The 19739-nt window shown below is 43.7% G+C and carries 15 protein-coding genes; 13 read left to right on the forward strand and 2 right to left on the reverse strand.

The annotated features are described in order from the left end of the window. Nucleotides 1-212 precede the first annotated feature (212 nt). The 9 genes from nudF (at nucleotide 213) to J5X92_RS07620 (ending at nucleotide 13473) form a co-directional block, all read left to right on the forward strand. The gene (gene nudF, locus J5X92_RS07580) at nucleotides 213-839 is read left to right on the forward strand and encodes an ADP-ribose diphosphatase (RefSeq protein ID WP_208805270.1); all 627 of its coding nucleotides are present in this window, start codon (nucleotides 213-215) and stop codon (nucleotides 837-839) included. A gap of 41 nt (nucleotides 840-880) precedes the next feature. Then, the gene (locus J5X92_RS07585) at nucleotides 881-1276 is read left to right on the forward strand and encodes a DUF1249 domain-containing protein (protein ID WP_013785495.1); all 396 of its coding nucleotides are present in this window, start codon (nucleotides 881-883) and stop codon (nucleotides 1274-1276) included. After that, on the forward strand, nucleotides 1273-2028 hold the full coding sequence (locus J5X92_RS07590) for a metallophosphoesterase (RefSeq protein WP_208805272.1): 756 nt from the start codon (nucleotides 1273-1275) through the stop codon (nucleotides 2026-2028). Before J5X92_RS07585 ends, J5X92_RS07590 begins: the two co-directional genes overlap by 4 nt. Further along, entirely contained in the window at nucleotides 2025-2609 is a 585-nt protein-coding gene (locus J5X92_RS07595) for a YqiA/YcfP family alpha/beta fold hydrolase (protein WP_208805274.1), read from the forward strand. Before J5X92_RS07590 ends, J5X92_RS07595 begins: the two co-directional genes overlap by 4 nt. A 214-nt stretch (nucleotides 2610-2823) precedes the next feature. Next, nucleotides 2824-4719, forward strand: a complete 1896-nt coding sequence (gene parE, locus J5X92_RS07600) for a DNA topoisomerase IV subunit B (RefSeq protein WP_013785492.1) — start codon at nucleotides 2824-2826, stop codon at nucleotides 4717-4719. Nucleotides 4720-5188: 469 nt separating this feature from the next. Next, nucleotides 5189-9691, forward strand: a complete 4503-nt coding sequence (locus J5X92_RS07605) for a chemotaxis protein CheB (RefSeq protein ID WP_208805276.1) — start codon at nucleotides 5189-5191, stop codon at nucleotides 9689-9691. A gap of 7 nt (nucleotides 9692-9698) precedes the next feature. Beyond that, on the forward strand, nucleotides 9699-11201 hold the full coding sequence (locus J5X92_RS07610; protein WP_208805278.1) for a GAF domain-containing protein: 1503 nt from the start codon (nucleotides 9699-9701) through the stop codon (nucleotides 11199-11201). 142 nt (nucleotides 11202-11343) lie between these two features. Further along, entirely contained in the window at nucleotides 11344-12021 is a 678-nt protein-coding gene (locus J5X92_RS07615) for an HAD family phosphatase (RefSeq protein ID WP_208805280.1), read from the forward strand. A gap of 102 nt (nucleotides 12022-12123) precedes the next feature. Continuing rightward, complete coding sequence (locus J5X92_RS07620; RefSeq protein ID WP_244360431.1) at nucleotides 12124-13473, forward strand: hypothetical protein; 1350 nt, start codon at nucleotides 12124-12126, stop codon at nucleotides 13471-13473. Nucleotides 13474-13585: 112 nt separating this feature from the next. Here J5X92_RS07620 and J5X92_RS07625 read toward each other — a convergent pair whose 3' ends face one another. Further along, nucleotides 13586-13900: a hypothetical protein gene (locus J5X92_RS07625; protein WP_126872423.1), complete on the reverse strand. Its 315-nt coding sequence runs from the start codon at nucleotides 13898-13900 to the stop codon at nucleotides 13586-13588. Nucleotides 13901-14064: 164 nt separating this feature from the next. Here J5X92_RS07625 and J5X92_RS07630 point away from each other — a divergent pair, with 164 nt between their 5' ends. Next, nucleotides 14065-14256: a hypothetical protein gene (locus J5X92_RS07630; RefSeq protein ID WP_013785486.1), complete on the forward strand. Its 192-nt coding sequence runs from the start codon at nucleotides 14065-14067 to the stop codon at nucleotides 14254-14256. A 2-nt stretch (nucleotides 14257-14258) separates the two neighbouring features. Here J5X92_RS07630 and epmB read toward each other — a convergent pair whose 3' ends face one another. Then, nucleotides 14259-15284 (reverse strand): EF-P beta-lysylation protein EpmB, encoded by a 1026-nt coding sequence (epmB, locus tag J5X92_RS07635; RefSeq protein ID WP_126872424.1) that lies wholly within the window; start codon nucleotides 15282-15284, stop codon nucleotides 14259-14261. 36 nt (nucleotides 15285-15320) lie between these two features. Here epmB and efp point away from each other — a divergent pair, with 36 nt between their 5' ends. From efp to J5X92_RS07650, 3 genes are all read left to right on the forward strand, one after another. Beyond that, complete coding sequence (gene efp / locus J5X92_RS07640; protein ID WP_013785484.1) at nucleotides 15321-15890, forward strand: elongation factor P; 570 nt, start codon at nucleotides 15321-15323, stop codon at nucleotides 15888-15890. Between the two features lie 188 nt (nucleotides 15891-16078). Then, a complete protein-coding gene (epmA, locus tag J5X92_RS07645) occupies nucleotides 16079-17047 on the forward strand; it encodes an elongation factor P--(R)-beta-lysine ligase (protein WP_013785483.1) in 969 nt (322 codons plus the stop codon). Nucleotides 17048-17298: 251 nt separating this feature from the next. Then, entirely contained in the window at nucleotides 17299-19722 is a 2424-nt protein-coding gene (locus tag J5X92_RS07650) for a TonB-dependent receptor (protein WP_208805281.1), read from the forward strand. Nucleotides 19723-19739: the final 17 nt, after the last annotated feature.

Raw genomic sequence — 19739 nt, forward strand, 5'->3', positions numbered from 1 at the left:
TATTCGTAAACCGAAACAGTACAGTCGTAACAGTGTTGCTTTAACTGTAACAGAATATGTGATCGACCCCGTTCATCGGCAAGTAAACACATTTATCTCAGAAAATTCGGTGTTACTTCTTATGCTTTCGTCCGCGGTTAGGGCGCGTATACAAAAGTTGTATGTCTATGTACTATGCATGATAAATCGTTTCGAACCAAAAGTGTCTGCAAATGAGCAAGAAAATCCTTTCATTTACCTCAAACGACGTTGAAATTACCAGTGTCAAACCGGTTTATCGTGGTTTTTTCACCATGCAAGAATATCTGTTTACGCACAAATGCTTCGACGGTTCCCAAAGCGGGACAGTGAAACGAGAGCTATTTGAACGCGGTCATGCTGTAGGCGTATTGCCCTACGATCCTATTTTGAATGAATTTGTTCTTATTGAGCAGTTTAGAATAGGGGCATTAGCGACATCTTCAACCCCTTGGCTGATAGAAATAATAGCGGGCATGATTGATGAAGGGGAAACCGAAGTAGAGGTATGCCACAGAGAGTCGATGGAAGAGGCCGGTATTGAGCTTGAAAATCTCACCAAAGCAATGAGTTATTTATCTAGCCCTGGGGGAACGACCGAGCGTATTCATATTTTTATTGCAAAAACCGATGCAGAAAAAGCACATGGCATTCACGGATTAGAGACTGAGTCGGAAGATATCAAAGTACATAGAGTGGCTGAGCAAACTGCCCTTGAATGGCTGGAAAACGGCCATATAGACAACGCTGCCGCAGTAATTGCGCTACAATGGTTCTTTATGAACAAATCCACGCTAATGGAGCAATGGAAGATATCGTGACACAACGTACCCACAGAAAATACGTCCCTCATCTACCCACAATGCAGGCATTGTGCGAGTTAAACTACGCGCACATTCTTCGTATTCTGCCCGATTGTGATACAGAGGAACTTAACTACGTATTTACCGTGGGCGACGCGCTTACGTACGAAATTAAGATTATTGAGTCTGCTCGATATACCAGTACGTTAAGCCTTAAACAAACGTCCGACGATATGCCCAGCTATTTAACACCTTCAATGACGGTGCGTTTGTACCATGATGCCAGAATGGCCGAAGTAATAAATAGCCAAAATACGGGCGCACTTCAACCTTCCTACGAATACCCTAATTTGAAAATGCGCCAACGCAATGAAAAGCAAATGGTGAATATCTTTCTTGCTGAATGGTTAGATTTTTGCCGCAAACTGCGTCCTAAGGTAACTTCGCTAGCGTGAGTACCCTGCTGCATATTAGCGACTGCCATTTATTTGGTGATACCACTCGCCAAGGCTACGGCGCAATTAACCCTCACCTCAGCTTAAAACAAATTTTGATTGATGCTTTCAAGCACGGCGAAAATATTAGCGCGGTTATTGTTACCGGTGATATTAGCGGCGATGATTCCTTAGCAAGCTATCAGCATTTTACTACCTTGATGGAAAACCACGTCACAACACCGGTTTATGTGATTGCGGGCAATCATGATAATAACCCTCACTTTGATACGTTATCTGCTTACCATCTTGTTGCTGGTAAGCCTGTTGAATTAGGCGATTGGCAAATTCACGGCCTAGACACACGTTTTGACGGGGCGAGAGGCCAAGTAGATACTCAAGAGCTCAAGGCTATAGGCAATCAGGTAACTGAAAATTCTCATCGCCATCATTTACTGGCTATGCATCACCATGCCTCGCCATCAGAAAGTTGGATGGATAAACACGACTTGTCTAACGCCGGTGAGTTTTTACACTGGGTAGAGGAGGGCATTGCATTAGCGGCGATCATTCATGGCCATGTACATTCCCCCCTTCGTTACACGTTAGGTACAAATAACCCTGTACCAGTGATGGGCTGCCCTGCGAGCTGTTGGCAGTGGGAAATGGCATCTGAATTTGCGTTAAGTCACGAACAGCCCGGTTATCAACTCATTAGGTTACACGACGATGGAACGTTAACCTGCGACATAAAGAGAATAAAAACAATATGAAACACGTGTTATATCTTCATGGCTTTTTAAGCTCACCAAAGTCTGTAAAAGCGCAGGCCACCAAAGCGTATTTTGAGCAGCATCATCCTGATGTAACCTTGCATATTCCCGCGCTTTCGAATTACCCGAGCCAAGTAGAAAGCCAGTTATTGGCACTGATAGAAAGTACCCCCGCGTTAATTACAGATGGGCTGCGTGTTATTGGCAGTTCTATGGGCGGTTATTTATCTACGTTTTTAATTGAAAAATTCTCGGGCAAAGCCGTATTGATAAACCCTGCGGTAAAACCTTATGAATTACTGCAAGGTTTTATTGGTGAACATACCAACCCGTACACGGGTGAAGTGTTTCATATTGTTGAAAGCGATATTGAAGTGATAGAAAAATTAGACGCTAAAGAATTGCAGCATGCACCAGCGTACAAGGTGTTACTGCAAACTGAGGATGAAACCTTAGATTATCGTTTAGCAGAAACCAAATACGCATCGAGCACGCTAGTCGTTGAAGAAGGCGGCGATCACAGCTTTATTGGCTTTGAAAATCACTTGCCTGCTATCGCCGACTTTCTACTTAACGATTAGAAGCCGTTAACGAAATCTTGTTTCTCGTTGTTGCGTTACTACTTGTAGTATTAATTTTAGCCGTATTAGCTTCATATCGTACCCACCAAGCTTGCTGACTTTCGCCTTTTCATTGCGAGGGTAGGCTAGCCTTGGTAACATCAATTTATCTTGCGTTGCAGTTGTCTTCTGCGTACGTTAACCCTTGTTGCTGGCTTAAATAATAACCATAACTATGTCAAATCAATATAACTCTGATGCAATTGAAGTCTTAAACGGTCTCGACCCGGTTAAGCGCCGCCCAGGCATGTATACCGATACCACACGACCCAACCATTTGGGCCAAGAGGTTATCGATAACAGTGTGGATGAAGCCCTAGCAGGTCATGCATCCAACATTAAAGTTATCTTGCATGAAGACCAATCTCTTGAAGTCATTGATGATGGCCGTGGTATGCCGGTGGATATCCACCCAGAAGAGAAAATCTCTGGTGTAGAACTTATTTTAAGTAAGCTACATGCTGGGGGAAAATTCTCCAACAAAAACTATGCGTTTTCTGGGGGGTTACACGGTGTGGGCATTTCAGTGGTGAACGCCCTCTCCACACGGGTAGAAGTCACTATTCGTCGTGACAGTAACGTGTATCAAATTGCCTTTGCCAATGGCGATAAAATTGAAGAACTTGCGGTAATAGATACGTGCGGCAAACGTAACACTGGTACCCGGGTACATTTTTGGCCCGATCCGCAATACTTCGATTCAGCAAAATTCTCAGCCAGCCGTCTTATTCATAATCTTCGTGCAAAGGCCGTACTAAGCCCAGGTTTACGTATTCGTTTTGACAATAAAATCGCCAAAGATTCACAAGAATGGTACTACGAAGATGGTTTGCAAGATTACTTGTATCAAGCGGTACAAGAATACGAAACACTTCCTACTGATGTCCCTTTTGTAGGTAGCTTTAAAGGTAACACCGAAGGCGCTGATTGGGCGGTAATGTGGCTGCCTGAAGGCGGTGAGTTAACCACCGAAAGTTACGTTAACCTTATCCCTACTGCCCAAGGCGGTACCCATGTAAATGGTATGCGCCAAGGCTTGTTAGAGTCTATGCGCGAGTTTTGTGAATTTAGAAACTTAATGCCTCGTGGGGTGAAGCTGTCACCGGATGATATCTGGGACCGATGTGCTTATATTTTGTCTACCAAAATGCAAGACCCACAATTTGCAGGGCAAACCAAAGAGCGCTTGTCGTCACGCCAAGCATCTGCTTTTGTCTCTGGCGTGGTAAAAGACGCGTTTAGCTTGTGGTTAAACCAACATACCGAAGTGGCCGAAGCCTTGGCAGATATGTGTATCAACAATGCACAGCGCCGATTACGTCAAAACAAAAAAGTGGCGCGTAAAAAGGTCACCCAAGGGCCAGCACTGCCAGGTAAATTAACCGATTGTTCGTCTCAAGACATTTCCTACTCTGAGCTTTTTCTAGTGGAAGGTGATTCAGCAGGTGGTTCTGCCAAACAAGCTAGAGACCGAGAATTCCAAGCTATCATGCCCCTTCGCGGTAAAATCCTTAATAGCTGGGAAGTAGACTCTTCACAGGTATTAGCATCACAAGAAATTCACGATATATCAGTAGCGTTAGGTATCGACCCAGATTCTACCGATTTATCAGGTTTACGGTACGGTAAAATTTGTATATTAGCGGATGCCGACTCCGACGGACTGCATATTGCTACCTTGCTGTGTGCATTGTTTGTGAAGCACTTTAGAACGCTAGTCGACCAAGGCCATGTTTATGTGGCCATGCCACCTTTATTTCGTATCGATGTGGGCAAAGAAGTTTTCTATGCGCTGGATGAAGGCGAGAAAAAAGGCATATTGGATCGTATAGAAGCAGAGAAAAAACGCGGTAAAGTAAACGTTCAGCGCTTTAAAGGGCTAGGTGAAATGAACCCGTTACAGCTTCGTGAAACTACTATGGATCCCAATACCCGTAGGTTAGTTCAACTCACGATAGAAGACTCGGCAGAAATGCTAGAGTTGATGGACATGCTGTTAGCCAAAAAACGTTCTGGCGACAGAAAAATCTGGCTTGAAAGCAAAGGAAATATGGCGGAAGTCGGCGTTTAACCTTTGCTTGCCTGTTAGCCATATCGGTATCGATATGGCTTCACTCTGTCCAATCCCTTTCGTCGTTCACGTATTAATTCCTCAAGCAATTCGCCTATCAATAGATATGCATTTACCCATTACTTTCAAGCTTCTTTGCTGCTCCACTTCACTAATATCTTCCTGTTTAGCGCCTCGATATCGAAACTATATTTAGGGTGATGAAATAGTTACCAAATAATACTGATAAATTAGTCATCTAATACCAGTGAGTTACCCTAATTCTTTCGTTGTTTTTCAGCATCAACATGGGGAATATTGAACCTTTTAGGCGCATAACACGTTTTATTTAACGTAATAATAGTAGACTTTAGTATACTTATGAAGTGCTGATTACTGGTATAGTAAGCATATTAGATGCGGTGAAGATGCCGCAAATACTGAATGTTCGCATTGGCATTCAGTTAACTCAAATGGAGCTAAATGTAGTATGGAATCTTTACCGTCATCGCGGGTGACTAAACCTGAGATAGCTCCTTTTATTGTTGGCGTTGGCTCTTCAGCGGGTGGAATAGAAGCGTTAATTAACCTGGTAAGCGAATTACCAAAAGCCATTAATGCGTCTTTTATTATTGCTCAGCATTTATCTCCTACTCATAAAAGCCAAATGACGGAAATATTGGCGCGAGAAACGGAATACCCTGTCATTGAGGCTACACCGCATTGCAAAATTAAAGCGAACACCATTTATGTAGGCCCACCGGGTTACCACCTCAAATATAAAGAGGGGTATTTACACCTCGATAAATCACCAGATGAACTATCGCCTAAGCCCTCTGTTAATCTCTTGTTCGAATCGTTAGCCGATGAAATTGGCGATCATGCGATTGGCGTTGTCTTATCGGGTACTGGCGGTGATGGTGCCAGAGGGCTTAAGGCTATTAAAGGCGTCGGCGGGTTTGCTTTTGTACAAGACCCTGCATCAGCAAAATATGATGGCATGCCCAAAGCGGCTCTTGATAATGTGGCTGTGGACTCAATTCTTGAACCCCAAGAAATGGGTCAAGAAATTGCACATATTACGCAAAATATTGCCCGTAATTTTTTAGCGGTGCAAGAAGATAGCCGCAGTGAGCTGATGAGCGAACTGTACGGAAAAATAAGGGTTGCGACTAAAATTGACTTCAGTTTCTATAAACAGTCGACCTTACTTCGCAGAGTGAATCGCCGTTTAATTGCCACACAAACTGAAGATTTGCCGTCTTATCTGGCTTATTTAGATAATAACGCCGATGAAGTTATTGCGTTGTCAAAAGAGCTTTTAATTTCAGTTACAGACTTCTTCAGAGACAGCACTGCATTTAAGGCTATCAAGACACATATTGAGAGTATTGTAGAAAACAAAAACAGCGGCGATGCTATTCGTTTATGGGTAGCAGGATGTGCCACTGGAGAAGAGGCATATTCATTAGCCATCTTGTTTCTTGAAGCCATTGAAAAACAGGGTATTGATGCCAACTTGCAGGTATTTGCGACTGATATCGACGAACATGCACTCTCAGTTGCTCGTAAAGGTGCCTATTCTGTTCAAGCTATTGCAAGCCTTTCATCGGATTTAACCGATAAATACTTTCGATATGCAGACAATGCGTATTACCCGCAAAAATTGCTGCGCGATGTAATTACTTTTTCGCGTCAGGATATCACGCGGGATCCGCCGTTCTTACACCTTGATATGGTGTCGTTTAGAAATGTACTTATCTACTTTAACAGCGATTTGCAGCAGCGGGTTCTATCACTGTTTCGTTATTCGTTAACCAAAGAAGGTATTCTCTTTCTAGGTAAGTCTGAATCGATTGGCTCGACAGAAGATATGTTTGTTGCCCTTGATAGGCGCAGTAGAATTTTTAAAGTGAGCGAGGCATCTAAACCTCCTGCACTGCCGAAAATGTTAAAAAGCCATGTAGATATCACCAAAACGAAAACGGCTATCACTAATAGCTACGAAAATATCTTTACCCGTTCGGTGCTGAATAGTTTTGGCCCAAGTTTACTAATAAGCGAGAGATTTGCCATTTTGCACTCTCATGGCAACTTACAGCGCTTTATTACTTTTCCATCTGGGGTGCCCGACCTTAACTTATCGAAACTGATTGCTGCGCCTTTTGCCGCAGACTTAATTTCTTGCGTTAATAAGGCAAGTCGTACTGGTGAAATAGCGACAAGCCGCGCTAAGCGACTAGGTGACGATGACAGTCAATTATGGAAATTACGGGTACTGCCGCTAGAGAACCAAAATCCTCAGCACTACTTGGTTAATTTTTACGAAGACGAGGCCATCATTGATGCTGAGCCTAAAGACGCGGTGGCAACCAATGAAGCTGATGTTGCTGAGCTGATTGCGGCCCGAGAGCAACTACAGACACTTACCGAAGAAATGGCTGCCTCTGCAGAAGAAATGCAGGCACTAAATGAAGAAGTGCAGGCCGCTAATGAAGAGCTACAAGCGAATAACGAAGAACTGGAAGCTACCAACGAGGAGCTTCAAGCTACCAATGAAGAACTGATTAGCGTTAACGAAGAAAGCATGCGTAAGTCTGCTGATTTAGGTGCGATAAACAGTGAGTTGATGAGCGTTTACAACACGTTAGATTTTCCAATCTTGGTCTTTGATACCGATACCTGCTTAAGTCGAACCAATGACGCAGCCAATCGCCGTTTTCATTTAAATAATGGCTCGTTTAAAAAGCCGATGTACTCGCTTAATTTCCCCGACTATTTTGAAGACATTGAAAAGCGCTTAAGTAAAACCCTGCGTAATGGGGTAAATACGAGCATGGTGATCAAGCCATCAAGCCAAGAAACTTACAATGTATTCATTACGCCAATTCTAAACAGTCGAGAGCGCATCACTGGGGCTGTTCTAGTTATTATTGATAACTCAGAATTGGTCATTGCCCACGAACGAATTGAAAAAAGCCAAGAGCAGCTTTTATCTATTATGAATAACTCATTGGCGTTAATTGCACTTAAAGATAATGCGGGTCGATATGAGTTTGTGAACGCTCGGTTTGAAGAAGTCTTTGGCGTAACCGCGCAAGATGTGATTGGCAAAACTGATCTTCAAATTTTTGAGCGTGATACTGCCCGTCAGTTCCGTGAAAAAGACTTAGATACAATGCGTACTTTGTCACCGGTAGAAACCCTTGATGAGTTCACCTTGCGGGCCGGTAAAGTTATTATCAAAAGTGTGCGATTCCCTATTTTTGATGCCGAAGGCACCATAAAGTCAATTTGTACCCAAGCAACAGATATTTCAAAAGAGCTACATGCCAATGAACAATTGCGTTTAGCTGGCAAGATATTTGAGCGTACCAGTGAAGCTATTCTTGTTACTGATGCCAATCAGCGCATTCTTACCACTAACGAGACATTTGCTGAATTAACAGGCTTTTCTCAGCAGGAGTTGATTGGCAAAAAACCAGAGCTGTTAGAGTCGGGTGAGCATTCAAAAGACTTTTTTGCAGCAATGGATGCGTCGTTGACAGAGAGAGGGTTTTGGCAAGGCGAAGTCATTAACAAAGTGAAAGATGGTAGTCATGTGAAAATGTGGCTTTCATATAATGCGGTAAAAGACGCAAATGGTGACATTGTTAATTATGTTGCGGCCTACAGCAATATTGATGAGATAAAAAATATGCAGCGCCACATTGAATATCTCGCTACCCATGATGAGCTGACAGGGCTACCCAATAGAACCGTGTTACTTGAACGCCTTGAACTCATGATTAGTGGGGCGAAGCGCAGCAAGCAATTATGCGGTGTACTCTTTGTTGACTTAGATAACTTTAAGCCGGTTAACGACAACTTAGGTCATAAGGTGGGTGACTTGCTCCTTAAGCAGGTTACTAAGCGACTACAACAATGTATACGCGACACAGATATGTTGGCGAGAATTGGCGGTGATGAATTTGTAGCCTTAATATCGGCCTCTCACATTGACGAAATTGATGATATTGCAAAGCGTATCATTAGTCAGGTTCAAAACGAGTTTGATGTATCTACCCATTCTATTTCGGTTTCTGCGAGCATCGGTATTGCCGTTTACCCTGCAGATGGGATCAGCTCAGAAATACTCTTGCAGCACGCAGATGAAGCCATGTATTTAGCGAAATCTTCTGGTCGCAATCAATATCAGTACTTTACCGCGAAGATGAAAGAGCAGGCATTAGCCCGTTTAGAAGTCGAAAAACAGCTTAAAGTAGCATTAGATGGTAAACAGTTTTCAATGGTGTACCAACCTCAGTTTGAGCCTACGTCGAACGCCATAGTTGGCGCCGAGGCACTACTGCGTTATAAAAATAGCGACGGTGAAGTACTTAACGCTGAGACATTTATTAATATTGCCGAGCGCGGAAAACTGATCGAAGCAATCGGCTTTCATGCGGTTAAGTTGGTTGCGCGAGAAATTGCTCAATATATTCAGCTTGGGAACGAACTTCCTGCTATAGCCGTTAATCTATCTGGTGCACAGTTGCTTACATCTGATTTTATTAAAAACTTTGTGGCAGTATTAGAGCGTTATGAACTTACCCCGGGTCTATTTAAATTCGAAGTATCTGAAAAAGATATTGAAAGTGGTGAAGAGCGAATTTACCATCGGCTGAAAACATTGGCTACGATGGGCAGCGTGATTAGCATTGATGACTATGGCCTGTACAACAGTGCAATATCGCAGCTTCAACAAAGCGGAGCGAGTGAAATTAAGCTATCCAGCCGATTATTGGCCGATGTTAGCGATAGCAATAATTCAAACAAACTTATTCAAGCTTTAGTTAATGCAGGAAAAGCACTAGGCCTTAAAATCATCGCAGATAAAGTTGAAACTCAGCAGCAACTCGATTACTTACGGGATATCGGGTGCGATGTAGTACAGGGGCTTGTTCTTTCGCCTATGCTTACATGCGCAGAGCTTAATAAACAAATTAGTTAATGAGATTATGAACCCTGATACGACAACCCGTAATAAACACAATGCTGAGATGGACGCCTTGGTTGAGAATTGTGAAAAAGAGGCTTTGCATTTAAGTGGCAAGGTTCAGCAGTTTGGCGGTGCGTTCTTTATCGATAGTGAATCTTTGCAGGTCACTGCCGCTAGCAGTAATTTGGCCAGTCTTATTCACCTATCGCCCTCTGAACTGGTGGGCTGCCCAGTAAAGTCACTCGATTGGTTGCCGTTAAGTTTACTTTATAATTTAGGCTCAAAGACTGGCGATAGGGCCTATGCTTTTAACGAGCCGTTTAATGATAAGGTATTGAATTTCAGAAGCCATCGCAGTGAAGAAGGTATTCTGATTGAGATTGAATCAAGCATAACGAATGTCTCTCAGCGTCAATATCTACAATTACGATCTTCAATACTCCCGACTATTGAACAGCACTGGGAAGATGAAGATTTCTGGAAGCAACTTATCTCAACACTTGATGAGTTTTTACCCTGTGAACGTATATTGCTTTATCGCTTTAATGAACTTTGGAGCGGCGAAGTAGTGGCTGAAAAGGTGATTGAAGGGGCGCCAAAGTACCTTGGATTAAAATTTCCAGCATCGGACATACCTGCTATTGCCCGCCAAATGTATTTTGAAAATCCTTCGCGATATATTGCCAGCAGTGCCTTACCGCCCGCTGACTTTTTGAATCAAGCGGAGCAACCGCTAAACCTAACGTATTCAGATTTACGCAGTGTGTCGCCTATTCATGCCAAATACATGCAAAACATGGGCGTGGCTACGTCATTTTCTATTCCCATCATTCAAACCGGTAAATTGTGGGGCTTAGTGTCGTGTCACAATAGCACCGAATCGCACATAGATGCGCAATTGCGCCATCAAGCGGAAATGCTGGTGAAGTATTTCTCTATGGTGTATTCCACGCACAAATCGAAAAAGCGCCTGCAATTGCTTACGTCATTGGATGAGAAAGTTGGGGCAATTACGCATAAGCTTCGCTTAAAAGATGCCGAAGCAACTCAAGCGTTTTTAGAAGACGTAAAACGAGATTTCATCGCGTGCGGGGCTGCCATTTTTATAAATGGGCAGTGGTATGTTAGTGATGATAATGGTTATGACATTGCTCAACTAAAACGTATCGATAAAGCCTTTCAGTCAGACACGTCTGATGTCATCCTGCACACCCAAGATATTCGTCAGTATGCTGGGTTAGAGGCATTAGACTCAGAAAATGTCAGAGGCGTGATGCTAATTCGTATGAACTATGAATTAGCCCGAGCGAGATTGTATATCTTTCGACAGCCCGAAGCGCAGATAACCTACTGGGCCGGCAAGCCGGAAAAAGAGGTTGACGAACAAGGCATGCTTTCGCCCCGTGCGTCTTTTGAGCGGTGGAGCGAAGTTGATGGTGAGCAAAGCTTACCGTGGACTAAACGAGATATTTTGTTTTCCAAAAAGCTGCGGGCTTCGTTAATCCGAACGCTAACACGATAGGTATTTAGTCTGACAGTCTATCTAGAACCTCCTGATTGGAGGTTCTTTTTTTCAAGTACAGTTACCACTGCATGTTTTAACAATCATTCACGCAAGTAGTTGGAAAATCGTTTTAATACTTGCTGATATTCGAGGTGAACCGATGGCAAATTCTTCCGTTTCAAATAACACTACCACGCTATTGTTTGATCACGATGGAACCTTGATTAATTCAGAGCGCGTCCACTTTACACTGTGGCGAGAAATAGTGGCCAGTTATGGTGCAGAGTTAACAGATGAGTTTTACTGCAAGGTAATGGCGGGTATACCCGTGAAACAAAATGCGAAAGATGTTGTTGAGCATTTTTCATTAGACGTAGAACCTGAGCAGCTGGCCAAAAAGAAACACGACAAAGTTGAAGCGTATCTTTCACAGCAAGCTTTTCCACTTATGCCGCACGCTGCTGAAACCATAAAGGCGTGCGCAGATGCAGGGTTCACCATAGGGATAGTGACGGGGGGGAGTACATTATCCGTTGAAAAAACGCTGACTAATTATGGCCTAGCGCAATACATTTCATGTGTGGTGGCGGTAGAAGATGTCACTTACAGTAAGCCTGCCCCCGATTGCTACCAGCTAGCCATGGAGAAGCTGGGCGTATCGCCTGGCGAGTGTATTGCCATAGAAGATACGTATACTGGCATGCAATCAGCGTTGTCGGCTGAGTTAGCGTGTGTGGTGATCCCTACTACGCAATCGGCTACCCACGATTTCACTCAGGCCACCTCCCGTTACGAAAGCTTACCATTATGGTTAGAACAAGAGATCACAGGTCGCTAGTCATAAACACTAGATTTAGCTACTATTTCTACTCTTCACAACGTAGCGTTTAGGTAAGGTCGTGGTGGTATGTATGCATGGTGTTTGGGAAGTGATTAAATCATGATGAGAATGGCCCGTTGGATTCTTGGTGTTTTCGTTGTTTTATTCGTGGTGACCTTTGTCGTATTGATTGGGGTAAGCGTAGCTGTGGTTCAGCGTTCGCCGTTGGTGGTGTCTAGTGCACCAAACCAATTAGATGGCGCAGATAGCGTTAACGACTTGCTGTCTCAGTTACAAAATGCGTTCACTCAGCGAAGTTCTAACCACGTTATTCATTTAACCGAAACCCAAATAGAAAGCTTAGTGGGCGTATTGCAGCGGGCCGTGCCTAATTTTAGTGGCGTTGTGAACGTAACAGAAGTGGGCAGTACGATTACCTTTACCTTTTCACCCAGCAGTGTTGATTTATATTTCAATGTATCAGCGTTAATTTTACCCGGCGATAGCCTGCAAATTGATTATATTAGTGTGGGAGACTTGTCTTTGTCTGGGCCTCTCATGCTCTCGTTTGCTGAAAAGGGTATAAATTATTGGACTAAGTCCGAAATTGCCACTATTGCACTGACTCGTGTTGAAAAAGTGACGATGCGCCGCGGTGAAGTGTCCTTACATACTGCGCCACTGGCCTCTTTGTTAGAAGAGCTTACCGTGGTGTCTAACAATATGAGCGTTCAAGAAGAAACAGAGCTTCAAACCCTTGCAGCTTATTATTTGCGTTACATCTCAGGGCGTGATTTAGCGCTATCAAAGCAACCAGTGCCTCTTATTGAGTACTTACGAGAAGGCATGGCTCGCGCAAGAGAGCAAAGCCATTCTCCCCACGAGGCAGCGCTACATAATAAAGCGGTGATATTGGCCCTTGCTGCGTATGTGGGGCACTATCGTATTGGTAGCCTAGTGGGCGATTTACAGCCCGACCCAACAAAAGCATTAAAGCCCCGAGCCCCGGCTATTTTATTAGCGCGTAACGACTTAGCCCGCCATTTTATTATTTCCGCTGCCCTTGAGTTACTTGCCGAGCAGGATATGTCGTGGGCAATTGGTGAATTTAAAGAGTTAATGGACAGAGGAGCAGGTGGTTCAGGCTACAGCTTTGTTGATTTAGGTGCTGATATGTCGGGCTCACAATTTGCCCGAGTGGCGACCATGCCTGAGCATGCCGAAAGTACACAAAATGCTGTGGCACGAATTCAATCTGATAACGATATTGTTCCAGCGATTAAAGCCTTCCCCGAAGGCTTAAGTAAGCAAGCATTTACCGAAAAATATGGGCGTGTAGACAGTGAAGCTTATTTGAATGAAGTGGCTGAGATTAAACGCCTTATCAAACAAGTGCCTATGTATCAAAAGGCGCATGCTGAGGGGAATTTAATAAATCAAATTGAAGCGGGTGATGTCGGGGAGCACTAATAGCGAGCGCTAGCCCTTTGAGCCTAAATCTAACCAGCCATGCTACCTAAATACGATTCAAGGTAGCATGGAATTTTATAGGTTAATGGTATTTGTAGGTTAAAAAGCGCGACTATTTACTTGCCAGTGACTGCTGAAATTGAGAGACGGTAGTGAGTGCCAATTCAATCTTTTTAATCAAAGAAGGTAGCGCTGCCTTCGCTTCTTCTTCTGTCATGTCTTTAAGCGCTTGCCAATCTAATGCAATTTCCTCTACATAGGGGCCGAAGCGTTTTGCTTGTGTGGTGAAAGGGCTATCTTCTGCAAATATGGCGGCAAACTTACCTTGACTGTCTTTTTGCAAACGATCCAATGCCTGATCTGCATCCACCGCCTTACGGTAAAGGGCCTGGATAGTATCTTGTAGTTGTTGGTGAATACCTTGCATATCTTTTCCTGTAAAAGAAGCCCCATAAAAGACGTCTCACAAAAGTCGCCTGAAAAAAGCAGTGTAAAATTAGATTAAAGTTTCAGCATGTCGCGCCGATAACCTCGAAGGTGGGCAATTTTGCCTATTTTTTTACTTTGCTTCAAGCAACAAAGGAAAACGGTATGGATCTACAAGGTGCTAGTGCCTCTGGAACGTCCGGTGCGTCACTTGAACTCGCTTCACTTAAGTTGGCCAAGGGTCAACAAGAGCAAGAAGGAAAAGCGGCGCTTCAGCTATTAGAAAATTCAGCTGACGTACCAAAATCAACATCTTCTAATCCAGCTGTAGGCGCAAATATAGATACTTTCGCTTAAGGTTAGGGATGTAAATGTAAGTCGATGGGCGTTTTGCCAGGCTGAGCGCCTATCTCTCTAACGAGTTTAGGCACAAGGAAACCTGGTAGGCGCTTTATCGCTTCTTGCATAATCTGTCTTGCCATGTCGTCACTAACATAAAAGTGACTTGCCCCTTCTACTTTATCAAGTACATGTAAATAGTAGGGCAGAACCCCTGCATCAAATAACCGCTCACTTAATTCACACAGTGCATCCGCTGAGTCATTTACATCTTTTAGCAACACCGATTGGTTTAACAAGGTAACCCCGTGAGTGCGCAATTTTTCTAAGCGGCTCTTAAGCGCTGGTGATACTTCATTTGAATGATTAACATGCAATACGAGTATTTTTTGAATAGGCAGCTGAGTAAACCAGTCAAAAAAAGCATTATCGAGGCGTTCGGGTAGTACAACCGGTAAACGGGTATGAATACGAAGTCGTTTAATATGCGGTATTGCGGCGATTTCTTTTGCTAATGCGGCCAGGTGATCATCTTTTGCCATTAGCGGATCGCCGCCCGAGAAAATCACTTCGTTAATGGCTGGGTTGCCAGCAATGTAATCTAATGCCTCTTGCCACTGGGCTTTATTCACCGCGTTATCGGCATATGGAAAGTGTCTGCGAAAACAATAACGGCAATTAACCGCACACCCGGTACGTACCATTAATAATACGCGAGAGTCGTACTTATGTAGCAAACCTTTACCAGCAGTATCGTGTTCTTCTAATGGGTCTTTCGTGTAACCCGGTTCAATACTAAACTCTTGTTTAAGTGGCATCACTTGCAAAAAAAGCGGGTCGTTGGGGTTTCCTTTTTCCATTAACGAGGCAAAGTGCCGAGGAACACGCATAGGAAAAAGGCGTCGTGCTTTACTGTCTTGTTCGTAGTCTTTGCTGGGTAAATCTAAAAAAGACAACAGCTTTTCAGGGCTGGTAAAGCTATTAGCTAATTCTTTTTGCCAGTTATGCTCTACAGAAATCGCTTTTTTAGGTATTATTTGTTCCACGAAATTTTTTGTACCTTATGTTTAGACAGAGGAATTATGGCTAATTACAGCACTAACGAGTTCAAAGCCGGCCTGAAAATCATGCTGGATGGTGAACCTTGTAACATTTTAGAAAACGAATACGTGAAGCCGGGCAAAGGTCAGGCATTTAACCGCGTTAAAATTCGTAAACTTATCTCAGGTAAAGTTTTAGAAAAAACTTTCCGCTCTGGTGAGTCAGTAGAAGGCGCAGATGTTTTAGACACTGAGCTTGCTTACTTGTACACCGACGGCGAATTCTACCACTTTATGAACAACGAAACATTCGAACAAATCGCGGCAGACGAAAAAGCAGTAGGCGATAGTGTTAAGTGGTTGGTAGAAAACGATGTGTGCGTTATTACCTTGTGGAACGGTACGCCAATTACAGTAACACCACCCAACTTCGTTGAACTTGAAATTACTGAAACTGACCCAGGCCTTAAAGGCGATACAGCGGGTACAGGTGGTAAGCCAGCTACACTAACAACGGGCGCAGTAGTACGTGTTCCTTTGTTTGTGCAAACCGGTGAAGTAATTAAAGTTGATACTCGCTCTGGTGAGTATGCGTCTCGTGCGCAAAAGTAACAAAAGTAAGTAAGAAATAAGAAACAGCTGCAGTTAGCCGATGCCGTATTTGGCATCGGTAACTCGCTTACCGTTACACATTTTTTCCTATGGGTGATTCGCCAAATAAAGCTTACTAATCGATAATCCCCGAAGCTGTTTATCGTATTTGTCATCATTCTTATCAATAAGCAAAGACACCTCTGTTCATGAACGACTGGCAACCAACCTCATCACATGATTCTCGAATTGCACGAGCCAATTTACTGCGTAGCATAAGACACTTTTTCTATACCCGAGATGTGCTGGAAGTAGAAACGCCATTATTATCCAGCGGCACGGTAACCGATGAACATCTCGATGCATTCCTTACAAAGTTTAATCATTCGCGGGATGGCGCACCGGTAGACCTTTATCTACAAACGTCTCCTGAATTTGCTATGAAACGCCTATTGTGCGGTCAAAGTGGAGCTATTTATCAAATCTGCAAAGCATTTCGACATGAAGGGGAAGGGCGCTGGCATAACCCTGAATTCACTATGCTGGAATGGTATCGACCGGGCTTCGACCACCATGCCCTAATGCAGGAAGTTGATGCGTTATTAATAGAAACGCTAGGTACAGATGCTGGCGAGATAATCAGTTATCAAGATGTGTTTAAATTTCGGTTGGGCATAGACCCGCTCACCGCTACTGATGAAATGCTTCTGGCTAAAATGGCTGACTGCAATATCGATATTTCAAGCCCTGAACAGCTTGATAAAGACAGTAAATTACAACTGCTTTTTTCAATGGCGATTGAGCCGGTTATTGGTCAAGAGCGGCCGTGTTTTGTGTTTGGTTTTCCTGCTTCACAAGCGTCCCTCGCCCGCATCAATGCACAAGACTCACGTACTGCCGACAGGTTTGAAGTGTATTTTAAAGGGGCAGAGTTAGCGAATGGCTTTCATGAATTAAACGAGGCTTCGGAACAAAAACAACGCTTCGAGCAAGACAATGAGAAGCGTCGTAAAAATGGCCAGCCTGTAAAGCCCATTGATACGCGATTTCTGTCTGCGCTAGAAAACGGTTTGCCACACTGCGCAGGGGTAGCGTTAGGTATAGATCGGTTGTTAATGCTTAAAATAGGGGCGTCGCATATTCAAGAGGTGCTTAACTTTCCCGTGAGTAGAGCCTAGGTTCTTACTTTGCTCGTAACGCTTGCTTCCTATTACCTTTTTCCAGCCCAAGATAGTAATCGTAGCAGCTCAAATCAGAGCGTTGTTTTCACTAAACAGTGACTTACTTAGATAATCTTGTCGCTGAATGAAGTTAAATCGTAGACAAGTTGCCATTGACAATAAACGCCCTAACCTACAAGATGTTATAACATCACAAAAATGGCCATGCAACTGGTCAAAATGAATAAAAATTTGTTAGGGAAACCGTTATGAAAATGCGTTCACTGCTAAGTCTTACGATAGCAGGTCTACTCTCGTCTCCATCCTTTGCGACTGTTATTAGCGGTAAAGTTACCGATGTATCAGGTCAACCCGTCGAAGGTGCCGAGGTTAGCATTGAAGGTACGCGCCGAGTCGTTACCACCGATGAAAATGGTGTTTACAGTTTTAACGATGTTAAGCAAACTCATGTACATCTTCACGTATTTTCAAGCCAATATATTCATGGTGATAACGACCTTGGTGAAATCGTCGGTGACAAAACCGTAGATTTTTCACTTACTCCTTCATCAGTTGAAAATATTGTTGTGACGGCTACCGCATTACAATCTTCAGTACTTGAGTCTGTTACACCTGTAACCGTGATTGGAGCAGAGCGCCTTAGACGTATTGAAGCGCCTACATTAGGCGAAACATTGAAGAATACACCTGGGGTACAAAGTACGTACTTTGGCCCAGTTTCAAGTAGCCCGATTATTCGTGGTAACGATGGCCCACGGGTTAAAATTGTTCAAAACGGTTTAGATGTTTCTGATGTATCTCGTGTTGGCCCTGACCACAACGTCACGAGCAACCTGGCAAGTGCCACACAAGTAGAAGTGCTTCGTGGTCCTGCAACATTACAATATGGAAGCGGCGCCATTGGCGGTGTGGTTAATATTGTTGATAAGCGTATTGTGCAACATCAAATGGACGGTGTTGAAGGCGAGGCTGAAGTTAGCTACAGCACAGTAGATAACGGTAAATACGCTCGCGGTGATGTCACTGGTGGCAGCGGTAACTTTGCATGGCATATCGATGGTTACTCTCGTAACACAGATGACACTGATATTCCTGGTTATGCCTCAGTAGAGCCTGATGAAGACGAAGCATACGGTGTATTAGAAAGCACTGCGATGGAAACCAGCGATATAACGGCTGGCTTGTCTTATATTGGTGAGGAAGGTTACTTTGGCTTTGCGGTAGAGCAACTTGATAACCGTTATGGCGTGCCTGGTCACAGTCACGAACATGAAGAAGACCACGATGATGAAGATCATGATGAAGAAGATCATGACGAAGAAGATCATGATGAAGAGTTGCACGAAGAAGAAGGCGTATTGATTGACGTAGACATGACACGTTATCAAGCGGCAGGCGAATGGCATTCACCTATCAAAGGGTTAACCAATGCTAAGTTTGCTGCGGCTTATACCGATTACGAACATGTTGAAATTGAAGATGGCGAGCAAGGGACTATCTTCACTAACAAATCTAGCGATATACGCGCTTCAGTGTCTCACGAAGAAGTGGATGGCTGGCATGGTGTGCTAGGTGTTCAATTCCAACACAGTGATTATGAAGCCGAGGGTGAAGAAGCCTTTACCCCTGCAAATACCTCTTCTAACTATGCGGTTTACCTTGTAGAGCAAAAAGTCGTGGGTGATGTGACCTTCGAATTAGGTGGTCGTGTTGAATACACCGAATACGATGCCGATGACAGTGAATTATCTCTTGAAGTGACCCATGCTGATGAAGAAGAGCATGAAGAAGAAGAGGATCACGAAGAACATGAAGAGCAAGTCACGTCATATAGCTTCAACAAGTATGACTTCACCAGTACGTCTTTATCTGCTGGTTTAAACTGGGAATATGCAGCAGGTCGCTCAATTGCCACTACACTTTCACGTAGTGAGCGTGCGCCTAGCCAACAAGAGCTGTTTTCTGCAGGTCAGCATTTGGCCACACAAAGCTACGAGCTAGGTTTGGTTTTTGACTTAGATGAAGACGGTCATATTGAAGAAGACTTAAAAGACGTAGAAAAAGAAGTTAGCACCAATATCGATGTTACTTTCCGTAAATTCACTGGCGATTGGGGCTATACGGTTTCATTGTTTTATAACCAAGCAGATGATTATATTTATCAAACAAATACAGGGTTATTGGCAATAACTGAAGAGCACGAAGATCACGAGGAAGAAGAAGGCACACCTATCTACTACTTCCAGCAAGCTGATGCGGATATCTGGGGTCTGGAAGCCGAAGCCTACTATGATGTAAATGGGCAAGTACGCGTAACGGTATTTAGCGATTACATTAACGCAGAAATTGAAGATGATAACCTACCTCGAACGCCTCCTATGCGATTTGGTGGTAACATCAGTTATATGAGCAATGGGCTAAGTGCTGATGTTGGCGTAACTTGGTATGATGACCAAGATGACGTTGCGTCTTACGAAACACAAACCGATGGTTATACTTTGTTAGATGCCAGTGTTCAGTACGAATTTGGTGGCCAAGGCGTAGAGTGGATTGTTTATGCAAAAGGAAACAATTTAACCGACGAAGAGGCTCGCGTTCATACATCATTTTTGAAAGATCAAGCGCCACTACCTGGCCGTAATCTTACGCTAGGAGTACGTGCGCTGTTCTAATATTGCAGCGAAAACGG

Source organism: Alteromonas sp. K632G (assembly GCF_017653625.1).
Taxonomy (GTDB): Bacteria; Pseudomonadota; Gammaproteobacteria; order Enterobacterales; family Alteromonadaceae; genus Alteromonas; species Alteromonas naphthalenivorans.

What these genes read in the sequence shown, in the direction of transcription:
- J5X92_RS07610 (WP_208805278.1), top strand. Translation starts at nt 9,699, where the DNA reads ATGAACCCTGATACGACAACCCGTAATAAACACAATGCTGAGATGGAC.
- J5X92_RS07625 (WP_126872423.1), bottom strand. Translation starts at nt 13,900, where the DNA reads ATGCAAGGTATTCACCAACAACTACAAGATACTATCCAGGCCCTTTAC.
- J5X92_RS07595 (WP_208805274.1), top strand. Translation starts at nt 2,025, where the DNA reads ATGAAACACGTGTTATATCTTCATGGCTTTTTAAGCTCACCAAAGTCT.
- J5X92_RS07620 (WP_244360431.1), top strand. Translation starts at nt 12,124, where the DNA reads ATGATGAGAATGGCCCGTTGGATTCTTGGTGTTTTCGTTGTTTTATTC.
- J5X92_RS07650 (WP_208805281.1), top strand. Translation starts at nt 17,299, where the DNA reads ATGAAAATGCGTTCACTGCTAAGTCTTACGATAGCAGGTCTACTCTCG.
- J5X92_RS07630 (WP_013785486.1), top strand. Translation starts at nt 14,065, where the DNA reads ATGGATCTACAAGGTGCTAGTGCCTCTGGAACGTCCGGTGCGTCACTT.
- efp (WP_013785484.1), top strand. Translation starts at nt 15,321, where the DNA reads ATGGCTAATTACAGCACTAACGAGTTCAAAGCCGGCCTGAAAATCATG.
- J5X92_RS07615 (WP_208805280.1), top strand. Translation starts at nt 11,344, where the DNA reads ATGGCAAATTCTTCCGTTTCAAATAACACTACCACGCTATTGTTTGAT.
- parE (WP_013785492.1), top strand. Translation starts at nt 2,824, where the DNA reads ATGTCAAATCAATATAACTCTGATGCAATTGAAGTCTTAAACGGTCTC.
- J5X92_RS07585 (WP_013785495.1), top strand. Translation starts at nt 881, where the DNA reads ATGCAGGCATTGTGCGAGTTAAACTACGCGCACATTCTTCGTATTCTG.
- J5X92_RS07605 (WP_208805276.1), top strand. Translation starts at nt 5,189, where the DNA reads ATGGAATCTTTACCGTCATCGCGGGTGACTAAACCTGAGATAGCTCCT.
- nudF (WP_208805270.1), top strand. Translation starts at nt 213, where the DNA reads ATGAGCAAGAAAATCCTTTCATTTACCTCAAACGACGTTGAAATTACC.
- epmA (WP_013785483.1), top strand. Translation starts at nt 16,079, where the DNA reads ATGAACGACTGGCAACCAACCTCATCACATGATTCTCGAATTGCACGA.